Below are 24,424 nucleotides of genomic sequence, written 5' to 3'. Positions count from 1 at the left end.
TTGTTAAGTCTTTGATTAACAGATAACTTTGCTTTTTGTTCATGGCTTTAAGTTTTCCAAAAAGAAAATTAGATTATTTCATTGATATGGCAAAATAATATTTCTTTTTGTATCTTTGCAAAAAAAAGATATGTTTGAAACCGTAAAGAACAGAAGAACAATCCGGAAATACCAGCAAAAAGATATTGCTCCTGATTTGTTAAATGATTTGCTCGAAACCTCTTTCCGCGCTTCTACGATGGGAGGGATGCAACTTTATAGTGTTATAGTGACTCGCGATGCAGAAATGAAAGAGAAACTTTCTCCTGCTCATTTCAATCAGCCGATGGTAAAAGGGGCACCTGTCGTGCTTACTTTTTGTGCCGATTTCCGCCGTTTCAGCAAGTGGTGTGAACAGAGAAACGCTGTTCCCGGCTACGATAATTTAATGTCTTTTATGAATGCGTCTATGGATACCTTGTTGGTTGCGCAAACCTTCTGCACGTTAGCTGAAGAGGCAGGCTTGGGTATCTGTTATCTGGGAACGACTACTTATAATCCGCAAATGATCATCGATACACTTCAACTGCCGAAACTGGTATTCCCTATTACGACGATCACAGTCGGCTATCCGGACGGTACTCCGGCCCAGGTGGACCGCTTGCCTCTCGAAGCTGCCGTGCATCAGGAAGTTTACCATGATTATACTCCGGAAGACATCGATCGCTTGTACGAGTATAAAGAATCACTGCCGGAAAATAAACAGTTTATAGAAGAAAATAAGAAAGAAACTCTGGCACAAGTATTTACGGATGTACGTTATACAAAGAAAGACAATGAATTTATGTCTGAGAACTTGTTGAAAGTGCTTCGTCAACAAGGATTCTAATGATAAGTAATAGGTAATAGCTATGCGGACTGCACTTGTTTATGCAGCTTCGATATTACCTATTACTTAATACCTATTACTTGAATTATGCTTTCTTCTTCAGCAACGACTCAATCTCCTGTACCTCAGCCTGAAAGCTTTTATCTACTTCCAGTTGACCTTTTACAGTCTTGCAAGCATGCAGCACTGTCGCATGATCCTTATTGCCGATGAACTTACCGATTTTTGAAGTTGAGAAATCCGTATAATTCTTAGCCAGGTACATTGCAATCTGACGTGCCTGAACCACTTCTCTTTTTCTGGATTTGGTGTGAATAGCCGATGCTTCCAGATCAAAGTGCTTGCATACTACTTTCAGTATATCGTCAATGGTAACTGCTTTTGTTTCGTTGTGAACTACGCCGTGTACAATATGTTGGGCTAAATCCAAGTCTATTTCTTTGTTGAAAATAGTAGAGCGTGCCATAATGGCGATGACGATACCTTCCAGGTCTCGTACACTCTCATTTACATTTTCAGCGATATAGTCGATCACTTCCGGTGGGAATTGCAGACCGTCGCGGTGTATCTTGTTCCGCAGGATGTTTTTGCGGAGTTCGACAGTCGGTTTTTCCAGTTCTGCCACCATTCCCCATTTGAAACGGGTCAACAGACGTTCTTCCATACCCTGCAATAATACCGGGGCACGGTCGGAAGTCAGTATAAGCTGCTTTCCGTTTTGATGTAAATGATTGAAGATATGGAAGAAAGTATTTTGAGTTTTCGTTACTCCGGCAAATTCCTGAATATCATCAATGATTAATACATCAATTGTCTGGTAGAAGTTGATAAAGTCGTTGGTCGTGTTATTACGTACGGAGTCTGTATATTGCACTTGAAACAGATGTGCCGAAACATACAATACTCTTTTATCGGCATATAATTCTTTGATTTTAGTACCGATTGCGTTTGCCAGGTGTGTTTTCCCCACTCCGGACGCTCCGTAAAGGAACAATGGATTGAAGGCAGTACCTGCTGGATTTTGCGCAACCGCTTCTGCTACGCTTCTTGAAAGTTTGTTGCTGTATCCTTCTATAAAGTTCTCGAAGTTATAGTTCGGGTTCAAGTGCGGGTCTAAGTCCTGTACGGCAGGAGCTTTCAGGAAACTGGGCGCCTTGTTGCCACCGACGATGCTTTTAGGAGTAACAGCTGTAGAACGATTGCTTGCTTCGAGATTCACGGTTTGATTCGGAATCGAAGTCTTGTCGACCATGACGTTATACATTAACTTGGTGCCTTCGCCAATAGCTTTGTACAATGTCTTTCGCAGCAAATCCACGAATTTCTCTTCCAGTATTTCATAGAAAAACTGGCTCGGGATCTGTACGATCAATGTTTTGTCCTCATATTTTAATGGAACAATCGGGGCAAACCAAGTATTATATGTCGTCTCTGGAACATTGTCTTTAATTACTTCGAGACAGCGGTTCCAAAGTACAACATGATTTGATTCAATCATAGTGACTTTAATACATTTATTAAATTAAGCGAAACTTCTACGTTTGCAAAATTGGGAATCTTATTTGGAAAAAACAAATTAGCTTTTTCTTGTTTTTCTCGGGCAAACAATAATGTGTTTACTTTCAATGACTTATAGAATTGTGTTGGAACACTGTCTGTTTCCCCTCTCTTGCAAAATTATAAGTATCTGTATTTTAGTTGTTTATCGTTTTATTCTTGCTCTTTTATACTTCCCGCACTTGTTTGTACGGGAATATTATTTCGGTCTGTAGATAGACTTTTGCAGAGGTTATACTCCCTTTTATATACCGCCTGCTTATTTAGATAAAATCTATATAAGAAAGATTTGCTACTTGTCTTTCTTCCCGAATAAAGAGAAATGAACGTACCGTTTGGGGTGTGCTTTCAGGTCTTCCAGTAAGCTCGCCGCATTCTCTGTGGTAGCGTTCAGATTGTTATATAAAGCAGGGTCGTTGAAGAGCAGTCCGATAGTGTTATCTTTGCTGTTCAACTTCTCTGTAATCATTTTTACGTTAGCGAGTGTTGCGTCAACTTTTTGGAAAATGGCGCTGTAGTCCACTTCCTTCAAGTTACCGCTGATAGCTACAAAATTATCTCCGATGGTATTGAGCTTGCCGGTCAGCTGGGGGATGTCCTTGCTCATGAGTCCTTTCATCTGAGAGCTGACTACAGCAAGATTGGCGGTAGTCGTTTCGATAGAGTGCAGCGTAGAAGGGATGCTCTTGTCACCTACGATGTTGTTCAGTGAGGTGAGGATGGAATCCAGTTTCGGTAACATACTCTCAATTTGGGGCATGAGTTTCGCTACGCTTTCCATCATTCCGTTGTTCAATGTGCCGGGGATGGTGTCGCCTATGGCATATTTCTCACGCGGGTTGTTGGCGAGAAGAATATTCATGCGTACGCCTCCCATCAGTTCGGATACAAGTTCTGCGCTACTTCCTTTCGGGATGCGGAGTTCGGTGTCCAGTTCGACTTCAACGATCACATTTCCGGGATTTACATAGTCATATTCGATGTCGCGTACAATACCTACACGAACGCCATCAGCAAAAACAGGGCTCGACTTGGTCAGTCCGTTTACATTCTGAAACTTGGCATAGAAATAGCTTGAAGGCTGAAACATATGTATGCCTTTCAGCCAATTAATTCCATAGACAAGCACGCATAATGCTACGATACCTGCAATTCCTATTCGAACTTCTTTTGTAATGTACTTCATTTTATTTTCTATTTATTTCTTCTTTTTTTAAATTCGGCTATCGCTTCGTTGACATTCATCTTTTCGCCGTTTCGGAAGGCGATGATGAATGCGTCTTTGAACTGTGCCGAGATAGTACGCTTGGTGCGTAATACTTTATTGTAATCACTGGAAGCGCCATACGTATATTTGTACAGTCCTTTTTCTTTGTAATAATCCACATCCTTCAGTCCTTTCAGTCGTTTGTCATTCTTAGTAAGAGGCTTTGAGGAGGTGAGTATCTGTATCTTAAACGTTATTTCGCTGTCATTGGTTGCGCTTTCTGAGACAATAGGCCGTTTGGGAGCTGTTTTTGTGGCGGTGGCGGGTGTTGTACTTGCTTCGGCCATCAGTTCCCTTTGTTCCGGAGCGCTTGTTGCCGGTTCTTCGGTTGGGATAATTGTTTTGCTGGCTCCGGTCAGGCGTATCTCCTGTTCTCTTTTGTAGTTTAAGAATGCGTGGTAGATGCCTTTGGCCATTGTGTTGGCTCCGGCTTCCGAGTTGAGATAGCGTTCTTCTTCCGGAGTTGAGATGAAGCCCAATTCTACCAGGATACTTGGCATGGCGCTTGCTTTCAGCACCAGGAATCCGGCTTGATGCACTCCGCGGTCTACCCGTTTGCAGGTATGGCGGAATTGCTTCTGTACAAGTGATGCCAGATGTACGCTTTGTTCCATGTATTTATCCTGCATAAATTCGAAGATAATGTAGGATTCCGCCGAGTTCGGGTTGAAGCCGGCATATCTGGTCTGGTAATCGCTTTCGTATAGGATTACCGAGTTCTCTCGTTTGGCTACTTCCAGATTGGCATCGGATTTGGCCAGACCCAGTGTCCATGTAGAAGCTCCTTTGGCGGTGCGGTTTTTTGCCAGAGCGTTGGTGTGGACAGAGATAAAGAGATCGGCTTTTGCGTTATTGGCTATTTCTGCCCGTCGGTCCAGGGGGATAAAGACATCCCTGCTGCGGGTATAGATCACTTTGACGTCATCGCAGTTTTTTTTGATCAGGTTTCCCAGTTTCAGTGCGACGTTCAGATTGATGTTTTTCTCTTTGGATATTTTCCCGATGGCACCGGGGTCGTGACCGCCATGTCCGGCATCAATGACTACTACGAAATCTTTCCCCCATAAATTGCCGATACATAGGGGAGAAGCAAGTAGCCAGAGGCAGATTGATATATATAATATGTAGGTTCTATGCGGTTTCATATTTAAATACGGTGCAAATGTAGTAGAATTTTGCAGAAAACTCATGATTTACACTTAAGTTTTGTGTTTTTTTCGGTTTAATGGTAGCTTTTCTCCCGAAATCTCTGTTACTTTGCACCTCCAAGAAAAAATATACGACGATGCTTAAGTTTTTGAAGAATTGGACGTTGCCTATTGCGATGCTGGTAGGTGCTGTCGGTTATCCGATATTTATCTACTTTTCTTTTCTGACTCCCTATCTTATCTTTACGATGTTACTGTTGACTTTCTGTAAGGTATCACCGCATGATTTGAAGCCTAAACCGTTGCACGCATGGTTGTTGCTGATTCAGATCGGGGGTGCTTTCCTTGCTTATTTATTGCTTTACCGTTTCAATAAGATTGTAGCGGAGGGGGTGATGGTATGTATTATTTGTCCTACGGCTACGGCTGCTGCGGTGATTACTTCCAAGTTGGGAGGGAGTGCGGCAAGTCTGACTACTTATACATTGTTGGGTAATATCGGTGCTGCTATTGCGGTGCCTATTCTCTTCCCTTTGATAGAGGTAAATCCGGATGTAAGTTTTTGGGGAGCATTTTGGGTTATTTTGAGTAAGGTGTTCCCCTTGTTGATCTGCCCTTTCCTTGCAGCATGGCTGTTGAGTAAATTCCTGCCGAAAGTGCATCAGAAGTTACTGGGATATCATGAACTCGCCTTTTATTTGTGGGCGGTCTCTTTGGCTATTGTGACGGCTCAGACCCTGTATTCGTTACTGAACGATCCTGCGGATGGTTTCACGGAAATAATGATTGCGGTCGGTGCCTTGATTGCCTGTTGCTTGCAGTTCTTTTTGGGAAAGACTATCGGCTCGGTCTATAATGACCGCATCAGTGGCGGGCAGGCACTGGGGCAGAAGAATACGATTCTTGCTATCTGGATGGCGCATACTTATCTGAACCCGTTATCGTCTGTTGCTCCCGGTTCGTATGTCCTGTGGCAAAATATCATCAATAGCTGGCAGTTGTGGAAGAAGAGAAAGAAAGAGATAAAATAGTGAATATAAGATATTGATATTTAGTTATTTGTTGTTTGTATCTCTCTTTTCCTTTGTTTTTCCTATTTTCCTACTTATATAGAGGAGCGTATAGATAGCTATCATTATGGTTCAACAGAATATGATTCGGCTGTAGGAGCATTGTTCCTTCCATGAACAGCAAAATATGTATGCTGGCGAAAAGAGAAAAACACCTTTGTTTTCTTTTCGCCAGCATTATTTTTGTACTTTTGTCGCATATAACAAAACGCAAATGGATATAAATCAGAATTATAGAGAAGCGGTAAAGACCATAAAAGAAGCTATTCTGCGCAGCCAGTACCGTGCAGCCACATCGGTGAACAAAGAACAGCTATCTCTTTATTACGGCATCGGACGTTACGTGTCGAAAAATTCCCGTATAGGCTTTTGGGGTAAAGGAGCAATAGAGCAAATATCTTCTCTGTTGCAAAAAGAATTGCCGGGGCTAAGGGGATTTTCAACTTCGAATATAAAGAATATGCGAGTTTTCTATGAAGAATGGGAACCTGTTCTAAATCGCCAGCCACTGGCTGGCGATTTGGTATTAGATGAAAAATTGCTGTTGAGCGTAATTCGCCAGCCACTGGCTGATGAATTTAACTGGTCAGACTTCTTTTCAATCGGCTTTAGTCATCATACCGAAATAATATCCAAAGCTAAAACTTTGGAAGCAAGGCTATTTTATATACATGAGTGCGCTATTCGCTATTGGAGTAAATACACTTTAAGGGATTACTTAAAAGCAGACCTGTACAGCCACCGGGGAACTTTGCCTAACAATTTCGCACAAACATTGCCTGATACTAAGCAAGCGCTAAAAGCTGTTTGTTCATTCAAAGATGAATACTTGCTTGATTTCATCAATGTGGAGGAACTGGATGAGCAGGAAGAGGATTTAGACGAAAAGATAGTAGAAAAGTCGATTGTTGCCAACGTGAAGAAGTTTATTATGACTTTTGGGCAGGATTTCAGTTTTATAGGCAATCAATATCGTGTTGAAGTGGCTGGAGAGGAAATGTTCATTGATTTGTTGTTTTTCAATCGGGAACTTAATTCTTTAGTGGCGGTTGAATTGAAGTCCGGGAAATTCCGCAGTTCGTATTTAGGACAACTGAATACTTATCTTTCCGCTTTGGATTCATATGTGAGAAAACCGCACGAGAATCCCTCTATCGGAATAATACTTTGCAGAGAAATGAATCAAACTTTTGTAGAATTTGCAGTTCGTGATTATAACAAGCCGATGGGAGTCGCTACTTACCGTACATCCAAAGATATGCCGGAACGACTTCGTAACGCCTTGCCTGACATTGAGGAACTGAGAAAGTTATTGTAGAGCGAAAGCCTATCTCTTTTTTGGCAGGTAATTTCCTTTTGTTGCCTTTGTACACGAAGCCCACCACTAAGCGATTTTCTTCGTTTTTTTGTTACCTGCTATTAGTAATAGGTGGATTTATTTGCTGATAATCAGATTTGTATGGTGATGTGTTAATATGTGGCAAAATATTATTAATAGCTGGCAATTGTGGAAGAAGAGAAAAACAAGAGACTGAAGCTACCTTACTGCTGATAGTTTGTAGTGTACTGAATAAGTTGACACTTCAAAAATCGAAAATAAAGATGAAATATTCGAAAAAGAAGTACAACTATTACAGTGATGATGAACGAATGTCTTATATTCGTGAGTATTTATCAAGTCCCGAGAGCAAATCTGAGTTTTGTAAGCGTCACGGCTTTTGTGCCAAGCTTCTTACTTATTGGCTTAACAAGTATCAAATAGAAGACAAAGATATGGGTAGATCCTCTAAACCAGTAAATAGCGATGCTATTGATTCTAGTATTTCTGAGCTCCAGAAAGAACTATCGCTATTGCGTGCTGAGAACCGTAAACTTCATCGGGCTCTTGCTGATGAGAGTTTACGTCACGAGGCGTGCGAAGAACTCATCAATCTTGCTGAATCCACGTATCATATCAAGGTACGAAAAAACTCCGATGCCAAGTAATCGACACCTTGTCACAGAGGTACTCATCCCGACGCAAACGTGGTTGTATAAAGTTCCTCTGTGATTACTTCGGCATAACCCGACAAGGTTATTACAAGCATGTGAACCGACATTTGGAGGTTGATATCCTTACCACAAGCATCGTGTTGTACTGCAAAGAACTGTTGGAACTCATGCCCAAAGCTGGTATGCGCGAGTTATACGCCTGCTGCGTGAGTAAGTTTGGACCAAAGATGGTTATCGGTCGTGATCGTTGTTATGACATTTTTCGCTCCAATGGTTTGTGTCAACGTACAAGTCGCAAGCGTCCTAAAACAACGAATTCGAACCATAATTACTATATCTACCCCGATCTGTTGAATGTTGCACCCAAATTTGTCGCTACAAGATTGGGCGCTATGGTAGTGGCGGATATAACCTACGTAAACACCGGTCAGGGCTGGGCTTACCTCTCGTTGCTTACCGATGCGTCAAGTCGTGCCATCGTGGGATATGCGCTTTACAAAACTCTTGAGACGGAGGGGCCCTTGAAAGCTTTGGAGATGGCAATATCATTCTATGAGAAGTATCACATAGACATGAGCACTCTTATTCATCATTCCGACCGGGGTGTCCAATATTGCTCAAATAAATATGTAGAGAGGCTTAAAGAGCATCAAATCAACATCAGTATGACGCAGTGTGGTGATCCTTTACATAATGCATTGGCTGAAAGAATGAACAACACCATTAAAAACGGTTGGCTATTCGACTGTGATGATGAGAGCTTCGAGCAAGTAAGCAAGCGCATTGAAGATGCTGTATATGTATATAATCATGTGCGGCCTCATCAAGGGATAAACATGAGGACACCTATGGAAGTGGTCAGCGAAACGGGAGGATTAACAGCATAATACCCGCTCGTCGGGACGGGTGGTCCCGCCCCTTGCCGCTAGGGCGATCCCCGACCGAAGAGTTTTTGGTTGTTGGCAACATTACATTTTCCTGAAGAAGGCTTGCGTAAATAAAGGAAGATGCATAAATTTGCAAGCACCAACAAAAGACAACTAACATAGGAATAAGAATAACAAAAGTAAACCTATTTAGATATTAAAGTATATTGAGTAAACTAATTCAGTTATAACAAACGAAGTTGTCAACTAAAACCAGTACACATCAGTTTCCTATTGTAGAAATTGTTTTTTGCTTGATGAAACTTTAGTTTCATCGTCTTGAAACTGGAGTTTCCTCTGCTTGAAACTTTGGTTTCTTCAGCTTGGAACTAAAGTTTCTGCGGCTTGAAACTATTGGTTTCAATGCTTTGGAACTATAGTTTCATCGCATGGAAACCAACTAGACTAAGCTATTCTTTGATTTATCATTCCAAGGAGCAATATATGATAGTAGCAGGATATGACAGCAAAGCGTGACGGCATTGTGACAACAAAATGTGCTGTCACAATGCTGTCACGCCCTGCTGTCACCTCTTTATTAGCTTATAATCAGTGTGTTATTTAGCTTTTGGTGACAGATGACAGCAATTTTAGATATTTAAATTCTCATGTAGAGGTGAATTTGTTAAAGGTTAAAAAAGGACATAATTTCCGATTTATGGGACACTATATTTATCTTTGCTACCAGTTTTTAAAATCGGAAAAATGAAGATTACGAAGAAGAAAATAGCTTGGGGCATCGTTCTCCTGATATTGATTGCCGGTGGTGTCATTTGTAAGATACGCTGGAAAGTCTGGTTCCACAATATCCCTGAAATACGCTATGTGCTGACGGAAGACCCGCAACGGGTATTTCTGACATTCGGAAATGACGGCGAACTGTCCCGTAATGTGAGCTGGGTGTGCGGAGGCGTTTCCAAGCAGGCAAAGCTGGAATATACAAAGATCGGTTCCGGAGATACTCTTCTCGTTGACGGCTCTTCCAAATTTCTCCGTACACTGGGCGGGTTCGGTTATGCCAACTGGGCAAAATTTAAAGAACTCTCTTATGGCGATTCCTACTCTTATCGGGTATGGAATGACGATCGCTCATCCGATTGGTATTCGTTCACGATGCAACCCGATTCGACTGATCATTTCTCCTTTGTATTTATAGGTGACGTGCAGGATACTTTGCGTGGAAAGACACGTGGCTTTATGGAAAATGTGCGCCATCGCTATCCGCAGGCGGACTTCTATATGTTTGCCGGTGACTTTGCAGAGCGTCCGATGAACTGTTACTGGGATGAAGCCTATCAGAGCGTGGATTCCATAGCTCCCACCAAACCGATATTGGTTTCTCCGGGAAATCATGAATATGTAAAAGGACTGGTACGTGTTTTGGAGAAACGATTTGCTTATGTCTTTTCTTATCTGCTCGAATCGAGGTATAAGAATAATAATGTATATTCTATTGATTACAACGATGCCACTATCATCACGCTGGATAGTAACCGTGATCCTTGGTTCCTCTTCTCTCAACGGGAATGGCTGGAGAAAACGCTGAAGGCTTCGAAAAAGAAATGGAAGATCGTCATGCTCCATCATCCTGTATATTCTATAAAAGGTAAAACGAACAACCTTGCCGTACGCTGGATGTTCGACGGACTGTTCCGTGAATATGGAGTAGACTTGGTGCTTCAGGGACATGAGCATAACTATGCCCGTATGACTAATAAGAACGATGAGGGCGAAATGACCACCCCGTTGTATCTGGTAAGCCACGCTTCCCCGAAGAGTTACCGTCTATCTTTCAATGATAAGTATGATCGTTTCGGGACGGACCGCCGTTTCTACCAGCATATCGACGTGACGGGAGACACGCTCCGGATGCAAGCTTATCTGGAGAATGACTCACTGTACGATGATGTCCGTATTGTGAAGAACGCTTCCGGCACTCAAATCATTGACAATGCAAAAGACATTCCGGAGATACTTGAAATGCCTGCAAGGTTGAGTGGAAAGAAAGCCGAAGAGTTCGAACGGAATGCTGAGAAGTGGAGGAACCGTTCCTTAGTAAAGTAAATACTTCTGTCTCATATCACGGTAGGTCTGCAACTCCTTTTGCCAGCTGTCACGGATTTCCTCTTCCGATTCTCCTTTAAGGATCGCTTTGCGTACCGAATCCGTTCCCATCAGTAAGTCAAACCATCGGGGACGGGAGAAGAATGCTGCGCCTTCGCCGGATAAACGGTAGAAACGCAGAAAGTAACGGAGCGTGAAACCGTTTACGTCTGTTACGTTCCGTAAATCTTCGCCATAACAAGTGACTCCTTTGTGCATCGGATTTTTGTCGAATCCCGGCAGGGAGCGCGGAGTGAAGGCAAAATCGCCATACTTTTTGTTAGGTGTGCCTAACACCTGAAAAGGAAAGGTCGTTCCGCGTCCCACACTGACACGTGTTGCTTCAAAAGGGCAAAGTGAGGCATAAAGGCGGATGGATTGTGCATTGGGCAAGTTGGGAGACGGTTTCACGGGAAGTGCATAGGGCTGTCCGTGTTTCCACCCTTTTACGGGAATCACAGTCAGCGGACAAGTCTTTGCCTGGGTAGTCATCCATCCTTCTCCATTGATCATCTGCGCCAGCTCTCCGATAGTACAACCGTGAAGAACCGGCAAAGGCAGCATTCCGACAAAACTTTTATATCCGGCTTTTAATACAGGTCCCTCTACGTAATCGCATGGATTGGGGCGGTCCAGTATAATCATCTCTTTTTTGTTTTCCGCACAAGCTTCCATTACATAATACATCGTACTGATATATGTATAGAAACGTGCGCCCACATCCTGGATGTCGAACAAGATTACATCGATATCTTTCAGTTGGGCGGCAGTCGGTTTTTTATTATCTCCGTAGAGCGAGACGATGGTTACTCCCGTACGGCTGTCTTTTCCGTCTTTTACTGTTTCACCGGCATCCGCGTTGCCGCGGAAACCGTGTTCCGGTGCAAAGACTTTCACTATATCGATTTTTTGTTTTAATAAAGTATCCAGCAGATGAATTGGCTCTGTGCCGACGATGGAAGTGTGGTTTACCACCATTCCTACCCGCTTTCCTTTGATTAACGGCAGGTATTGATCCATACGCTCGGCACCCGTAATTACTTTTCCACTGGCGTATGTAGAACACAGTATTATGAACAGAGAGAAAAGAATGAGGGAACTTCTGGCTTGCATATCAGTAAATTTTTGTAATATTGCACAAAAATATCATTTATCAGTAAGGGAACAAGTAATAACTAGTGAAAAAGTATGAATCCAATAGAAATCATCGACAAATTTTATCCGCAGGATACGGAACAACGACACATTCTACTAATACATAGCCTTTCTGTAGCCCAAAAAGCTTTGAAGATTGTAGATGCACATCCTAACTTACCTATCAACCGCAGCTTTGTCAGAGAAGCCGCGCTTCTGCACGATATAGGAATCTTTATGACCGATGCTCCCACCATCCAATGTTTCGGAGAGCATCCCTACATCGCGCACGGCTATCTGGGTGCAGACCTTTTACGAAAAGAAGGTTTTGAACGCCATGCACTGGTTTGCGAACGTCACACCGGAGCCGGACTGACACTGGAAGAAATCATAGAACGCCAGCTTCCTGTTCCTCATCGTGAGATGGTGCCCGTCACTCTGGAAGAGCAAATAATCTGTTTTGCCGATAAATTCTTTTCTAAAACTCATCTTGACGAAGAAAAGACAGTAGAAAAAGCCCGGAAAAGCATTGCAAAATATGGTGAAGAAGGTCTAAACCGCTTTGATGGGTGGTGCTCTTTGTTTTTATAGCACTAAAAAATAATTAAATAACGGAGATTCTCACGCATTATTGATGAAGATTGTGTACTTTTGCCACTTCAAGCGTAAAACTATTAGTTAATGGCGCCATTGAGAGCAAAAATAATTATATCATTCATATTGCTGATTGTCTTGCTGATGCTTCCTGATGAGGCTACGTCTCAGCGTCGAAGAAGAGGGATGATTGCCTCCAACACTGCACAAACGGATTCCCTTAACAGGAAAGATTCGTTAGGGGCGGATACAGTTGTGGTACGCGTTGACTCTGTAGCACCGACAAAGAAACAACCGTTCGATGCACCGGTTATTTATGAATCTAACGACTCCACCACTTTTACATTGGGAGGTGCCGCTACGCTTTATGGTAGCGGCAAAGTCAACTATCAGAACATTGAGCTGGCAGCGGAAGTGATTTCCATGAATCTGGACAGTAGTACAGTACACGCCTATGGTATTAAAGACACGACGGGAACGATCAAAGGTAAACCTGTCTTTAAAGAAGGTGAAACTGCATACGATACAGAAACAATCAGCTATAACTTCAAGAGCAAAAAAGCGGGAATCACCGATATTATCACTCAACAGGGTGAAGGTTATGTGACCGGTAGCAGAGCCAAGAAAGGAGCAAATGATGAAATCTTTATGGAGCACGGTCGCTACACGACTTGTGATCATCATGACCATCCTCACTTCTATATGCAGTTGACAAGAGCCAAAGTGCGCCCCAAGAAGAATGTAGTGACAGGACCTGCCTATCTTGTGGTGGAAGATGTTCCCCTGCCGCTGGCTGTGCCGTTTTTCTTCTTCCCTTTCTCCAGCAGCTATTCTTCGGGTTTCATTATGCCGACGTATATGGATGATTCAAGCCGTGGTTTCGGTCTGGCGGAAGGCGGATATTACTTTGCTATGAGTGACATCATGGACTTGAAGCTGACAGGAGATATATTCACGAAAGGTTCATGGCGGCTTTCCGGATTGACCAATTATAATAAGAGGTACAAATACTCCGGTACATTGCAGGCGGATTATCAGGTGACCAAGACCGGAGACAAAGGAATGCCGGATTATACGGTTGCCAAAGACTTCAAGGTAGTGTGGAACCACCGTCAGGATGCCAAGGCAAGTCCGAACAGTACTTTCTCCGCCAGTGTGAACTTCTCTACCAGTAGTTACGAACGATCTAACATCAACAACCTTTATAACTCCCAGTTGTTGACTCAGAATACAAAGACATCAAGTATCAGTTACTCCCGTAGTTTCCCCGATATCGGTCTGACCTTGTCTGGAACGACCAATATTGCGCAGACCATGCGTGACTCATCCATTGCAGTAACGCTTCCTGACCTTAATATTACATTGAGCCGTCTGTTTCCCTTCAAGCGGAAGAAGGCTGCCGGAGCCGAGCGTTGGTATGAGAAGATTTCTGTCAGCTATACAGGACGTCTGACGAACAGTATCCGTACTAAAGACGACCGTCTGTTCAAGACCGGCATCAGCGGATGGGAAAATGCGATGAACCATAATATTCCTGTCAGTGCTACTTTTACACTGTTCAAGTATTTGCAGGTCAATCCTTCGGTGAATTATACGGAGCGTTGGTACACCCGCAAGATAAATCAGACGTATAATGAGGAAACAGGGCGTTTGGAACAGAATCTGAATGATACTATTAATGGCTTTTATCGTGTTTCCAACTATTCAGCCAGTTTGTCTTTAAGTACTAAACTGTATGGTATGTACAAACCTCTTTTCATGAAGAAGAAAGAGATACAGATTCGCCACGTTGTCACTCCGCAGGTTGGTATCAGTGGTGCTCCTGCATTTAGTAAATACTGGGAAGAGTATACGGATAATAACGGAAATACTCAGTATTATTCACCCTATACGGGACAGCCTTTTGGAGTCCCTTCACGTGAGGGTTCGGGAACGGTTAGTTTCTCGATTGCTAATAATCTGGAGATGAAATATTATGATGCTAAGAAGGATACATTAAAGAAAGTCAGCTTGATTGATGATTTGAGTGTGAATATGTCATATAATATGGCTGCAAAGGAAAAGCCATGGAGCCCCTTGAGTATGAATCTTCGACTGAAACTGACAAAGAATTATACTTTCAATATGAATGCATCATTTGCTACTTACGCTTATACGTTTGATAAAAGTGGTAATGTGGTCGAAGGTAATCGAACTGAATGGTCGTATGGACGTTTCGGACGTTTTCAGGGGTATGGTTCTTCTTTTAACTATACCTTTAATAACGATACCTGGAAAAAGTGGTTCGGTCCGAAGGAAGACGAGAAGGATAAAGACAAGAAGGAGTCAGAAGATGGAGACGGAGAAGATTCTGAAGGTACGGAAGATGGAACTACGACCAAGAAAGTAGAGAAGGCGCAAGCCGACCCGGATGGTTATCAAGTATTCAAGATGCCTTGGTCTTTAAGTTTCAGTTATTCATTTAATATTCGTGAAGATAGGACTAAGCCTATTAATCGCTATTCGATGAGATATCCGTTTACTTATACTCACAATATCAATATGAATGGTAATGTGAAGATTTCCAATAACTGGTCGCTTTCGTTCAATTCGGGTTACGATTTCCAAGCGAAGGAAATAACGCAGACTTCCTGTACGATTTCTCGTGATTTGCACTGCTTTAACTTGTCTGCCAGTCTTTCACCATTTGGACGTTGGAAATACTATAATGTTACGATTCGTGCTAATGCAAGTATTCTTCAAGACTTGAAATATGAGCAGAGAAGTCAGACGCAAAGTAATATTCAGTGGTATTAGGGTGTTATTAGTAAACGCTTTCTAATTCTGCATAAAGCTTGGGGAGTGATTCCTAAAAATGACGCAATGTATTTTAATGGGACCGTCAGAAATATGTTTTGATATTGTTTGCATAGTTTTATATATCGCTTTTCTGGTGGCATTCTTAATAGAGCCACTTCTAACTCTAAGTTTTCTTTTATAATATTTTGACAGTATATTCTCAAATTTGTTTCTTCTCCTATCTCTGCTAAAATTGTATTTGAGACAGATAAAATGGTACATTCAGATAGGCAGCTTAAATATTCTGTTGCTTCTGTAGCGGTTCCATATTGACACAGTAAATTGCCTGAGAGGGTGAATCGTAATGTTTGTTCTTCTGCTGTGTTACTATCTATTGTGTAATGTCTTATGGTCCCACATATAAGGATGCAAAATGAATCATTCAGTTGTCTGTTTTCAAGAATAGTTGATTTAGGGTGTTTTGTAAAAGTGAAGGCTTTATATGCTTTTTTTAGTTTGACCATGGAGGACGCTGGTATGTATGTGGATAGAGCTTTTATGTAATTTTCAATGTTGAAATCATTTTTACTATGCATATTATTCGTTTTATTATGAGTTATGGTAGGCTTTTTGTTATAAATGTAATGGAAAATGCTATGCGTTTAATATGTATTAGTAATAAAAAATGCAAATATAGAGGTGTTGATGAACTTAAGTTTATGAATGATGAATATTTATCTAAGAATATATTTATCATTTATATATAATCACTTAATTTTGTATTTTGTGATTTGAATTCAGATACGAAATAGATAAAAGTCTATTAAATACAGATTTTGGCGATGAAGAAATGAAAATGCATGTGTTTGATCAATATAGTATATATAATTTATTTAGGCAAGAGAGAGAAATAGACTAAGAAAAAGTATTTGTTTAAAAGAGTGTGCTCCGGACAACACACTCTCTCTGTAAGAAAAGTAATTGTTAACTTAACGCCTTCTAACTTCAAGGTAAACAGAAATATTACCTGTGATCCAATAATCAGCGAAACTCTTGTCTAAGCTCAACTTTTGACCATTATAGTAAAGATCAAAATACCTTGTGCCCAAGATAGCAGAGGCTTCATTCCAAACTTCCTGAATCTTTGTGTTTTCAGATAAATTGGGTACGTAAATGGGATAAATGGCACCATTATCATTAATGAACATGTTGACAAATCTGGGAGTTGCAGATTCTGATGTAGTGTTGATATCTACATCTTCAGATACTGTTTGTGCATACATTGGCAATGAGCAGAATAATGCAAATGCCAAACCGAAAAATAAATTTGTTCGTTTCATTTTACTTTTGGTTTAAAGGTTGATAATTTTTTGTCTCATGAGTACAAAGCAAAGGTAGAATTATTTATGGAAAAAGAACTGAACTTAAATTAATGATTTTCAATTCTATAGAATTTATGAACAATAGTTCATTGTATATTTTGTAGTAGTGAAATAAATACTGATAATATTATATGGTGTTTGGATTTAATCTTGTTTTATAGGATTGATCTATTGGCTAGCTTTATGTATGAGAAATATTTTTTTAAGATTAAATAGACTTAGTGTTGTGTAAGGTAAGCTAATGCGGATATTTAAGAATAGAAAAGTGTAGACAGATATATAACAATATCTAGCAATAATAAGATGAATGGAGAGTTGAGAGTTACTATGCAGCGTCATCATTTATTGTGCAGCCGACTCTCAACTTTCCATTTTCAATTCTCAACTTCTTACCATATTATTTCCGTTTCTCCGTTTGCTTTCAGATAATCGTTTGCACGGCTGAAGTGTTTGTTTCCGAAGAAACCATTGTAGGCAGAAAGGGGAGAGGGATGGGCAGAGCTAAGTACCAGATGCTTGTTGCGGTCGATGAAAGCTCCTTTTCGTTGAGCATAAGCTCCCCACAGGATAAATACAAGATGTTCCCGTTCTTCTGCCAGTGCGCGGATAGCGGCATCTGTAAAAGCTTCCCATCCACGATTCTGATGAGAGCCTGCCTGATGAGCGCGTACAGTCAGAGTGGCGTTGAGCAATAATACTCCTTGCTCAGCCCAGCGAGTCAGGTTTCCGGTAGTAGGAGCGTCTGTACCTATGTCTGCCTTTATTTCTTTAAAGATGTTGACCAAAGAAGGAGGGAAAGGTACTCCGTCGTTTACAGAGAAACAGAGCCCGTGTGCCTGGCCCGGTCCGTGGTACGGGTCTTGTCCGATGATTACTACCTTCACCTTGTCGAAAGGACAGAGGTTGAAGGCGTTGAAAATAAGTTTTCCCGGAGGGAAAATCTGATACTGGCTGTATTCACTTTTTACGAATTCCGTCAGTGTGCGAAAGTAATCTTTTTCAAATTCCGGCTGTAAGTGTGTTTTCCAGCTTTCTTCTATTTGTACGTTCATAGCAATTATATAAGGTGTATATCAAGTTCCTCACATTCTTTGCGCATATCTTCCGGCCAGATGCTGGCTTGTATTTCTCCGATATGAGCTTTGCGAAGGTAGAACATACACAAACGGGATTGACCGATACCGCCACCGATAGATAGTGGAAGTGTGTCGTCCATTAATCGTTTGTGGAAATAAAGTTTCAGTCTCTCTTCTTCGTTTTCTTCTTTGAGCTGGCGTTGTAGCGCTTCTCTGTCTACACGAACACCCATAGAGGATAGTTCGATGGAGCGTTGCAGTACATCATCCCAAAGTAAAAGGTCACCGTTCAGTCCGGGCAGGTTGTTCAGGCCGGTGGATGTGTAGTCATCATAGTCCGGTGCACGTCCGTCATGTTTTTTGCCGTCGCTTAGCTTGCAACCGATACCGATGATAAATACGGCACCGTATTTTTGGCAGATGGCATGCTCGCGGCATTTGGGTTCCAGGTTCGGATAGAGTTGGCGTAGTTCTTCCGAATGGATAAAATGTAATTTCTGGGGCAGACAAGGTTTGATCTGCGGATACATTTCATATACCATGTATTCTGTACGGATCATGGCAGCGTAGATACGATTTACGATCTCTTTCAGGAATTCTACGTTTCTGTCCTCGTTGGTGATGACACGTTCCCAGTCCCATTGGTCTACATAGAGCGAATGGAGGTTTCCGAGTTCTTCATCAGAACGGATGGCGTTCATGTCGGTATAGATACCGTATCCCGGTTCGATATTGTAATCGGCGAGAGTTAATCTTTTCCATTTGGCTAATGAATGAACGACTTCTGCTTGTGCGTCACCTAAATCCTTGATAGGGAATGAAACGGGACGTTCTATACCATTCAAATCGTCATTGATACCCATCCCTTTCAATACGAAAAGAGGGGCTGTCACGCGTCTGAGGCGTAATTCGGATGACAAGTTTAACTGGAAGAACTCTTTTATTTGTTTGATTCCCAACTCTGTTTGTTTTAAGTCGAGTAACGGTTTATAGTTCTTTGGTTTTATCAAGTAACTCATAGGATTGTTGATTGTTAATTGTCGGCAAAGATAGGAATAATATTGATATCTGTATTGGATAATCTCTAAAAGATTGTCAAATTGATAAAGTATATGCTCTAAAGCATTTCAAAATAACAGAATGTTAAGGGGCGATACTGACTTAAGAACTATAAAAAAAGATGAATCATTAGGAAGATGAGAAGATTTTTTATACTTTTGTCATCGCATTTAGGAAATGGCCCCGTAGCTTAGTGAATAGAGCGTCAGATTCCGGTTCTGAAGGTCGTGCGTTTGAATCGCACCGGGGTCACATAAAAATCCCTTGATAATCAGTGGTTATCAAGGGATTTTTGTTCTTATATAACTTTTTTCTTAGCTTCTCGATACCTGTAATCCTTTATCGGAAAGCGTCATTTCAACAAAGCGTGCACGCGGATTAGGAGCCTGTTCGGTCAATATCCGACGGATGCATCCGGCCGCTTGCGGATCTTTAGCCACCATATATAAGTAACCGCCACCTCCTGCACCGGGCAATTTATATCCTAGCGTATAATCTTTAATCTGTTCGATAATAGCTGCTACTGCCGGTGGATTCGTGCCACTGTCCAATGCTTGGTTTTGTATCCAGCTTTTGCCGACAAGATTGCCGAAAGTTTCGAAATTACCTCGCAGGATAGCTTCGCTCATATCCATCGCATGGGCTTTCATCTCTGCTAATAAACTAAGATGCTTTCCGGAGTTAAGGAACATGGAACTGACAATTTCAGCTAAGATGCCTTTGGCTGTACGGGTGATTCCGGTATAATAAAGCAGATGGCAATCCCGATATTCCGGCTGCACAAAGAGCTGGTCGGGTAACCACCGTACTAATGGATGTTGTTCGAAGCCGGATTCGGATTGCAACAGTTTTACGCCGGGGAATACGCCGCCGTATTGATCCTGCCATCCGCCGCCGGTGGTAAGTAATTGTTCCAATACCAGTGTATAATTGCAGATGTCGTTCCTATCCCATGCCAGTCCGCAAAAATCATTGATAGCTCCGAGTACGGTAGATGCAAGGATAGAACTGGTACCTAGTCCCGAACCTGCCGGAATGGCAGCCAGTAAAGTGATTTCCAGTCCTGAACCGAACGCTTTTAGATGTTCTTCCAATGACGCATGAGATTCCGCCGCAAATAATGGGGCAAATCCTGCCAAGGTAAGTGCTGCCTTCGGTATGGAGAAAGGCGAACCGACTTTCTTGTAATCCTGCAATTCCTCATAACTTCGGATAACCTCCACAGCTCCCATATCAATGGAACGAAGTACGATATGGAACTCGTGACATGGTTTGACGTATACTTGTAACGGCGGCTGCCCATTCAACTCAATCGCCAGATTGACTACACTTCCTCCCGAATAGAGAGAGTAAGGAGGTGTATCTGTCCATCCTCCTGCAACGTCAATGCGCACCGGACTACGTCCCCATACGATCTGATCCGAATAAACATTGAGCTTCGGATAGTTCTTTTTTCCGGCAACGGCTTCCAGTAATCCGTCACGGAGTAGCTGGAACGCAGCTTGTTCTTCTCCTTTGCAGCCTTCATTGCCTTGCAGCTTCAGGATACGTGCCCGAAGCATACGGTTATGTATACGCACCATGGGTGCGGCATCCTCTTTCAAGACAGCGGGAACATCCAGATTGAGCCGGACAAATTCATTGGCTGCGTCTTGCAAGTCAAGCTGATAGAATACACTCTTCTCATAATTGGCGGACAATCCTTTCCAGTTATCCCTGCGGAAAGCGCTGCGCTGTGCGTAAAGACGTTCCAGGTTCGCTTGTGCCGATATCTCGTCAGCGGATAGTTTTTCTGCTCTCAGCCATAGCTCTTTTCCTTCTTTTAGTTGTGGCTCAGCTGTCATCCAGCGTATTAAAATACCCAGTTCTTCGATGGAAGTCGTTACGGGGAAAACAGGAGCAGCTTGCAGATCATCTGTACGTCCTTTTATGTCTTCCAGTCCAATCTCTCTTTCCTTCATCCACTGTGTGAAAGAGTTCCCCAAGTAGGTGGTCGAGTCATTACTTAAATCACCTTTGAAAACATCATCCAGCCCATAAGGCCGTGCGACAAAGGCTGCGTCTCCCATAGGAACGATGTCGATGCAGACTCCGTCCGGCAGGTTTATATTCCAATGGTTTTCGGGAACTCCTGTAATAATCTGTCGTGAACCTAATTTCCATCCTTCTCCTACGTGGCTGTTCTCAATCCATAAATTGGCGTTCTCTGCAGATAACTTCACTTGGGTAAACGAGTTTTGTATAAAGATGGCAGGATTCGGTTTTACTTTCCGGTGCATGATACGCCTTTGGTCACGCACTTTATCCTGTATGGCGAGTGTGGAAGAAATCAGTTCCCGACTCGTTCCGAAATGATAAAACTCTCCGCCGGGTAAAGGCAGGATTGCTACCGAAAGTTTGTTTACTTCATCGTCTGTCGTTTGGGGATGCTCTCCCAGTGCCAGGCCATAATCCGAATATAAATCGTAGTAGCTGATATCATTCGTGCCTTCTTTCAATGACCGTTTCATCAATACCTCAACGGCACGGTCACTTAATATCCATATACCGATATCCATCAGGAAAAGATGGGTCTTTGATAATCCTTCCAATTCCTCTAAAGAAGGTTTCTGCAACATGAAGTCGAGCACTTCCGGCTTCTTGCGGTCCGATACGAATACTCCGTGGTGAGTAGCCAATGAAGGATTCACCCATAAACCATAACATACGACATCTACTTCCGGGATGTCTTGCAGCGGTTTTTCCGAACGGATATATACGTCTCCGCTGGCTATCAGCGTGTTCAAGCCTTTCGGAGCCTGCTTCATGATTCTTTCGTATAGCGGAAGTTGCAGCGACAGCAGATTCTGTCCCAGCTTTTGTCCTCTCTCCCAACTGAAAACCGGTATGGGAGTCAGTATTTTGCCCGAAGGAGCATAGCCGGGCAAGCGGCGGCTTTGTCCTCCCGCATGCAGCAAAATCTTTTTTTCGTTTCCAATCCATTTGCTGAAAGTCTCTTCCGGTGCAAAAGCCTGATGGCAGGCCTGCAACAGCCAGGTCGTTCCTCCTCCGGAGCCTAACTTGCTGCCTACAGGGTCTGATGTACAAAACCAGTCAGTATGATTCACTTCTTCCAGTTGATGAAAACTGTCAATTAAGTTGGGAGGTAAGGATAATAACTTTTGCATAGTAGAATCGGTATTTATAGGTTTATAACATGATTGTATCCCAGCTATCGCAGAGTGTCTGCATAGAAGGAAACAGCAGATCGGCTCCGGCATCCAGCAACACCTGTCCGTCCAACGGACCAGTATTGACCGCGATTGTGAAAATTCCGGCTTTATGTCCTGCTTCCACGCCCAAAGGTGCGTTTTCAATCACAACAGCTTCATCCGCTTTCAAGCCTCCTTTCTTAAGAGCCATCAGATAAGGTTCTGGATTAGGTTTGCCATATTTCACGTCAAAAGCGGTCACCATTAGCTCTTTATGAAACATTCCCGGAAAATTGTGTTCCAGACGTTCCAACAAAGAAAGCTGTCCCGAACCAGTGACTACCATAGGAGTCAGCCCTTCACTCTTTACTTTCTGCAAAAGTTCCCATGCGCCGGGCATACGTTCTGCTTCCGGATAAGAATTGAACAGGATACTTTTTTCGTGATATATACTTTCTATTTCCTCTTGTGTGGCCTCTTTTCCTAATTCACGTTGAAATACGATATTGATAGTCGATGCCCCCGTGCGTCCTTCGTGCATATATGCTTCTTCCCGGCTCAGATCAAGGCCGTGAGTTTTCATGACTTGATGCCATGCTTCGGAGTGATAGGGCATGGAGTTAAAGAGCACGCCGTCCATATCGAACAGGACGGCTTTCAGTTTCTTTCTCATAATTGGGTTAGATGGAATCTGTTTGATATTTATTCTTTTTTCAGCATATCTTTCAGTTCAGGCACGGTGATCACTACATCATGCTGAGCTTCCGATTGTTTGCCGATATATCTGTAGACTATATTTCTGTCACAATTCACACAACTTTTGATAAACAGTTGGGTAGCAAGATCGGTCTGATTGCCTAATGTTTCGATAATACCTTGTTTCACCTCTGCGGCATTTGCTTTAATCTGGTTCATATCACACAGATCTTCGTCAACACGACAGATATAAATCACTGCTTCATCGCTGAGTTCGATTTTCTCGATCAGAACGTCCTCACTTGCCTGTATCGGGAACTGTAAGTTTGCCATCTGTACCTGCGTTTCCAGTTTAGCCAGGTCGCTTTCGGTGGTGTCGACATCCTTATTGAGAATTTCCTTAATTTCATCTGTTGTCAGTTCGCAGACTACCTGCTCTCCCGAATCTTTACCTATATATATCATTTGCAGGCCCGCTTTACATTTTACAACAAGGTCCAGCAATGACTTTACTTCTTTATTCGGATTCTGGAACATGATTTTCAGGGAAGTCTTCATGCTTTCCGGATTTTTCTGCAGAGTCTTGATGTTGGCAGCCTCTTCGTTCAGATAAAAGGTATACACTACGTTCTCTCCATCATAGACGATGCTGGTGATTTTTCCGGTCTCTCCCATGTCTATCGGACATTGTTTGTTGGCAGCCTCGATGCCTGCTTTGAGTTTGATTTCCTGACAACCGGTGGTTAACATCATCAGTAGTGACAAGCTGATAAACAATATCACTGCATTCGGTCTTCTTACTAATTTTTCCATTGTTCTTTTATTTAGAATTCATTTATTCTTGGGATAAAAAGAGATATACGAAGCAAAGATAGTCATAAAAAATGAGAGATATAACAGAATGGAGGAGATAGTTGCTGGTTGTGTTTTGGATGATAAATCGTATGATAATTTGTCGTTTAGAAGATAATATGTATTTTTGTAGCATGATAAAACTAGTCAATAGCATGAAAAAGAAAGTATTGTTTCTGCTGCCATTGTTTCTGGGTGCTTGTTCGGATAGCGGAGAAAGCCCTGTTATCACGATAGAAAAGCTATATGTGAAAGTAGATCAAGGCGATGGAGAAACCATCCGCGAAGACTATGCAAACCGGATGAGTGAAATGCCTGCTTTGAAAGTGGGAGATAAGGTGGATGCGTTTTTGATCTTGGACGGCAATGGAGCCGAACTGAAATCTTTCCAGCTTCAGAATGGGGAAGAGATGAAGACTGAGCTCCGTTATGAAAAGACAGAAGTCACTACCGAAGGAAATCTGACAGACGAAGAAAAAGGGCAGTTGCGCTTCAAAGATGGCGTGACAAAGACTAAGGTGCTGGTTCATGCCACTATTGAGCATGTAGATAAAAATGGTGATGTACAATTATCTTTTTATCTCTCTTCAAAAGCGGAGTGTGAAGGAGCGCAGGAAGTGATTGACTTGAAAACAGAAGTCGTTGAGAATGAATGAATCCTGAAAGGGAGTGAGTCACTTTAACGTAACGAAGGAAATATAATAAAAAGAAGCGGTCTCCGGAGAGGCCGC

20 protein-coding genes and 1 tRNA gene are annotated in these 24,424 nt (G+C 42.3%); 10 read left to right on the top strand and 11 right to left on the bottom strand.

Annotated elements, in window-relative coordinates:
• Positions 1 to 130 precede the first annotated feature (130 nt).
• Positions 131 to 868 carry an NADPH-dependent oxidoreductase gene (locus BT_RS10855; protein WP_008763940.1) on the top strand — a complete coding sequence of 246 codons (738 nt, stop codon included), beginning with the start codon at positions 131 to 133 and terminating at the stop codon, positions 866 to 868.
• Between the two features lie 85 nt (positions 869 to 953).
• Here the strand turns inward: BT_RS10855 and dnaA are convergent, their stop codons facing one another.
• The 3 genes from dnaA to BT_RS10840 form a co-directional block, all read right to left on the bottom strand.
• Complete coding sequence (dnaA, locus tag BT_RS10850) at positions 954 to 2,366, bottom strand: chromosomal replication initiator protein DnaA (RefSeq protein WP_008759760.1); 1,413 nt, start codon at positions 2,364 to 2,366, stop codon at positions 954 to 956.
• Between the two features lie 351 nt (positions 2,367 to 2,717).
• Positions 2,718 to 3,611 carry an MlaD family protein gene (locus BT_RS10845; protein WP_008759761.1) on the bottom strand — a complete coding sequence of 298 codons (894 nt, stop codon included), beginning with the start codon at positions 3,609 to 3,611 and terminating at the stop codon, positions 2,718 to 2,720.
• An 8-nt stretch (positions 3,612 to 3,619) separates the two neighbouring features.
• Entirely contained in the window at positions 3,620 to 4,837 is a 1,218-nt protein-coding gene (locus BT_RS10840; protein ID WP_032840465.1) for an N-acetylmuramoyl-L-alanine amidase family protein, read from the bottom strand.
• A gap of 80 nt (positions 4,838 to 4,917) precedes the next feature.
• Between BT_RS10840 and BT_RS10835 the strand changes: the two genes are divergently transcribed.
• The 5 genes from BT_RS10835 (at position 4,918) to BT_RS10815 (ending at position 10,892) form a co-directional block, all read left to right on the top strand.
• Positions 4,918 to 5,871 carry a bile acid:sodium symporter family protein gene (locus tag BT_RS10835; RefSeq protein WP_008759763.1) on the top strand — a complete coding sequence of 318 codons (954 nt, stop codon included), beginning with the start codon at positions 4,918 to 4,920 and terminating at the stop codon, positions 5,869 to 5,871.
• A 253-nt stretch (positions 5,872 to 6,124) separates the two neighbouring features.
• Positions 6,125 to 7,228 carry a PDDEXK nuclease domain-containing protein gene (locus BT_RS10830; RefSeq protein WP_011108152.1) on the top strand — a complete coding sequence of 368 codons (1,104 nt, stop codon included), beginning with the start codon at positions 6,125 to 6,127 and terminating at the stop codon, positions 7,226 to 7,228.
• Between the two features lie 284 nt (positions 7,229 to 7,512).
• Positions 7,513 to 7,896, top strand: a complete 384-nt coding sequence (locus tag BT_RS10825) for a transposase (RefSeq protein ID WP_008763908.1) — start codon at positions 7,513 to 7,515, stop codon at positions 7,894 to 7,896.
• 8 nt (positions 7,897 to 7,904) lie between these two features.
• Positions 7,905 to 8,789, top strand: coding sequence for an IS3 family transposase (locus tag BT_RS10820; RefSeq protein ID WP_008764101.1), 885 nt, complete (start codon positions 7,905 to 7,907; stop codon positions 8,787 to 8,789).
• Positions 8,790 to 9,533: 744 nt separating this feature from the next.
• Entirely contained in the window at positions 9,534 to 10,892 is a 1,359-nt protein-coding gene (locus BT_RS10815) for a purple acid phosphatase family protein (RefSeq protein WP_011108151.1), read from the top strand.
• Here the strand turns inward: BT_RS10815 and BT_RS10810 are convergent.
• Complete coding sequence (locus tag BT_RS10810) at positions 10,881 to 12,044, bottom strand: exo-beta-N-acetylmuramidase NamZ family protein (RefSeq protein ID WP_011108150.1); 1,164 nt, start codon at positions 12,042 to 12,044, stop codon at positions 10,881 to 10,883. The genes BT_RS10815 and BT_RS10810 overlap by 12 nt on opposite strands.
• Positions 12,045 to 12,119: 75 nt before the next feature.
• Here BT_RS10810 and BT_RS10805 point away from each other — a divergent pair, with 75 nt between their 5' ends.
• Positions 12,120 to 12,656 (top strand): HD domain-containing protein, encoded by a 537-nt coding sequence (locus tag BT_RS10805; RefSeq protein WP_011108149.1) that lies wholly within the window; start codon positions 12,120 to 12,122, stop codon positions 12,654 to 12,656.
• Between the two features lie 90 nt (positions 12,657 to 12,746).
• Positions 12,747 to 15,455, top strand: coding sequence for a putative LPS assembly protein LptD (locus BT_RS10800; protein WP_011108148.1), 2,709 nt, complete (start codon positions 12,747 to 12,749; stop codon positions 15,453 to 15,455).
• Here the strand turns inward: BT_RS10800 and BT_RS10795 are convergent.
• The 4 genes from BT_RS10795 to asnA all read right to left on the bottom strand — a co-directional run bounded on the left by BT_RS10795 (position 15,452) and on the right by asnA (position 18,914).
• The gene (locus BT_RS10795; RefSeq protein ID WP_161800193.1) at positions 15,452 to 15,961 is read right to left on the bottom strand and encodes a Crp/Fnr family transcriptional regulator; all 510 of its coding nucleotides are present in this window, start codon (positions 15,959 to 15,961) and stop codon (positions 15,452 to 15,454) included. The two genes, BT_RS10800 and BT_RS10795, sit on opposite strands and share 4 nt — an antisense overlap.
• A 465-nt stretch (positions 15,962 to 16,426) precedes the next feature.
• A complete protein-coding gene (locus tag BT_RS10790; protein WP_011108146.1) occupies positions 16,427 to 16,777 on the bottom strand; it encodes a hypothetical protein in 351 nt (116 codons plus the stop codon).
• Positions 16,778 to 17,208: 431 nt separating this feature from the next.
• Complete coding sequence (gene ung, locus BT_RS10785) at positions 17,209 to 17,871, bottom strand: uracil-DNA glycosylase (RefSeq protein WP_008759768.1); 663 nt, start codon at positions 17,869 to 17,871, stop codon at positions 17,209 to 17,211.
• Positions 17,872 to 17,876: 5 nt separating this feature from the next.
• On the bottom strand, positions 17,877 to 18,914 hold the full coding sequence (gene asnA / locus BT_RS10780) for an aspartate--ammonia ligase (protein WP_011108145.1): 1,038 nt from the start codon (positions 18,912 to 18,914) through the stop codon (positions 17,877 to 17,879).
• 219 nt (positions 18,915 to 19,133) lie between these two features.
• Here asnA and BT_RS10775 point away from each other — a divergent pair.
• A tRNA-Arg gene (locus BT_RS10775) sits at positions 19,134 to 19,206 on the top strand.
• Positions 19,207 to 19,268: 62 nt separating this feature from the next.
• Here BT_RS10775 and BT_RS10770 read toward each other — a convergent pair.
• From BT_RS10770 to BT_RS10760, 3 genes are read right to left on the bottom strand one after another with little or no spacing between them, the layout of a single operon-like run.
• Positions 19,269 to 22,214: a bifunctional fucokinase/fucose-1-phosphate guanylyltransferase gene (locus BT_RS10770; protein ID WP_011108144.1), complete on the bottom strand. Its 2,946-nt coding sequence runs from the start codon at positions 22,212 to 22,214 to the stop codon at positions 19,269 to 19,271.
• Positions 22,144 to 22,818, bottom strand: coding sequence for an HAD family hydrolase (locus BT_RS10765; RefSeq protein ID WP_011108143.1), 675 nt, complete (start codon positions 22,816 to 22,818; stop codon positions 22,144 to 22,146). Before BT_RS10765 ends, BT_RS10770 begins: the two co-directional genes overlap by 71 nt.
• Positions 22,819 to 22,847: 29 nt before the next feature.
• Positions 22,848 to 23,654: a hypothetical protein gene (locus BT_RS10760; protein ID WP_008766610.1), complete on the bottom strand. Its 807-nt coding sequence runs from the start codon at positions 23,652 to 23,654 to the stop codon at positions 22,848 to 22,850.
• A 194-nt stretch (positions 23,655 to 23,848) separates the two neighbouring features.
• Between BT_RS10760 and BT_RS10755 the strand changes: the two genes are divergently transcribed.
• Positions 23,849 to 24,349 carry a DUF5035 domain-containing protein gene (locus BT_RS10755; RefSeq protein WP_008766609.1) on the top strand — a complete coding sequence of 167 codons (501 nt, stop codon included), beginning with the start codon at positions 23,849 to 23,851 and terminating at the stop codon, positions 24,347 to 24,349.
• The last annotated feature ends 75 nt before the right edge of the window (positions 24,350 to 24,424 follow it).

Source organism: Bacteroides thetaiotaomicron VPI-5482 (assembly GCF_000011065.1).
In the GTDB taxonomy this organism is placed as follows: Bacteria; Bacteroidota; Bacteroidia; order Bacteroidales; family Bacteroidaceae; genus Bacteroides; species Bacteroides thetaiotaomicron.
Note: the sequence above shows the minus strand (reverse complement) of the source record. Positions and strands in the feature narration are given on the sequence as shown.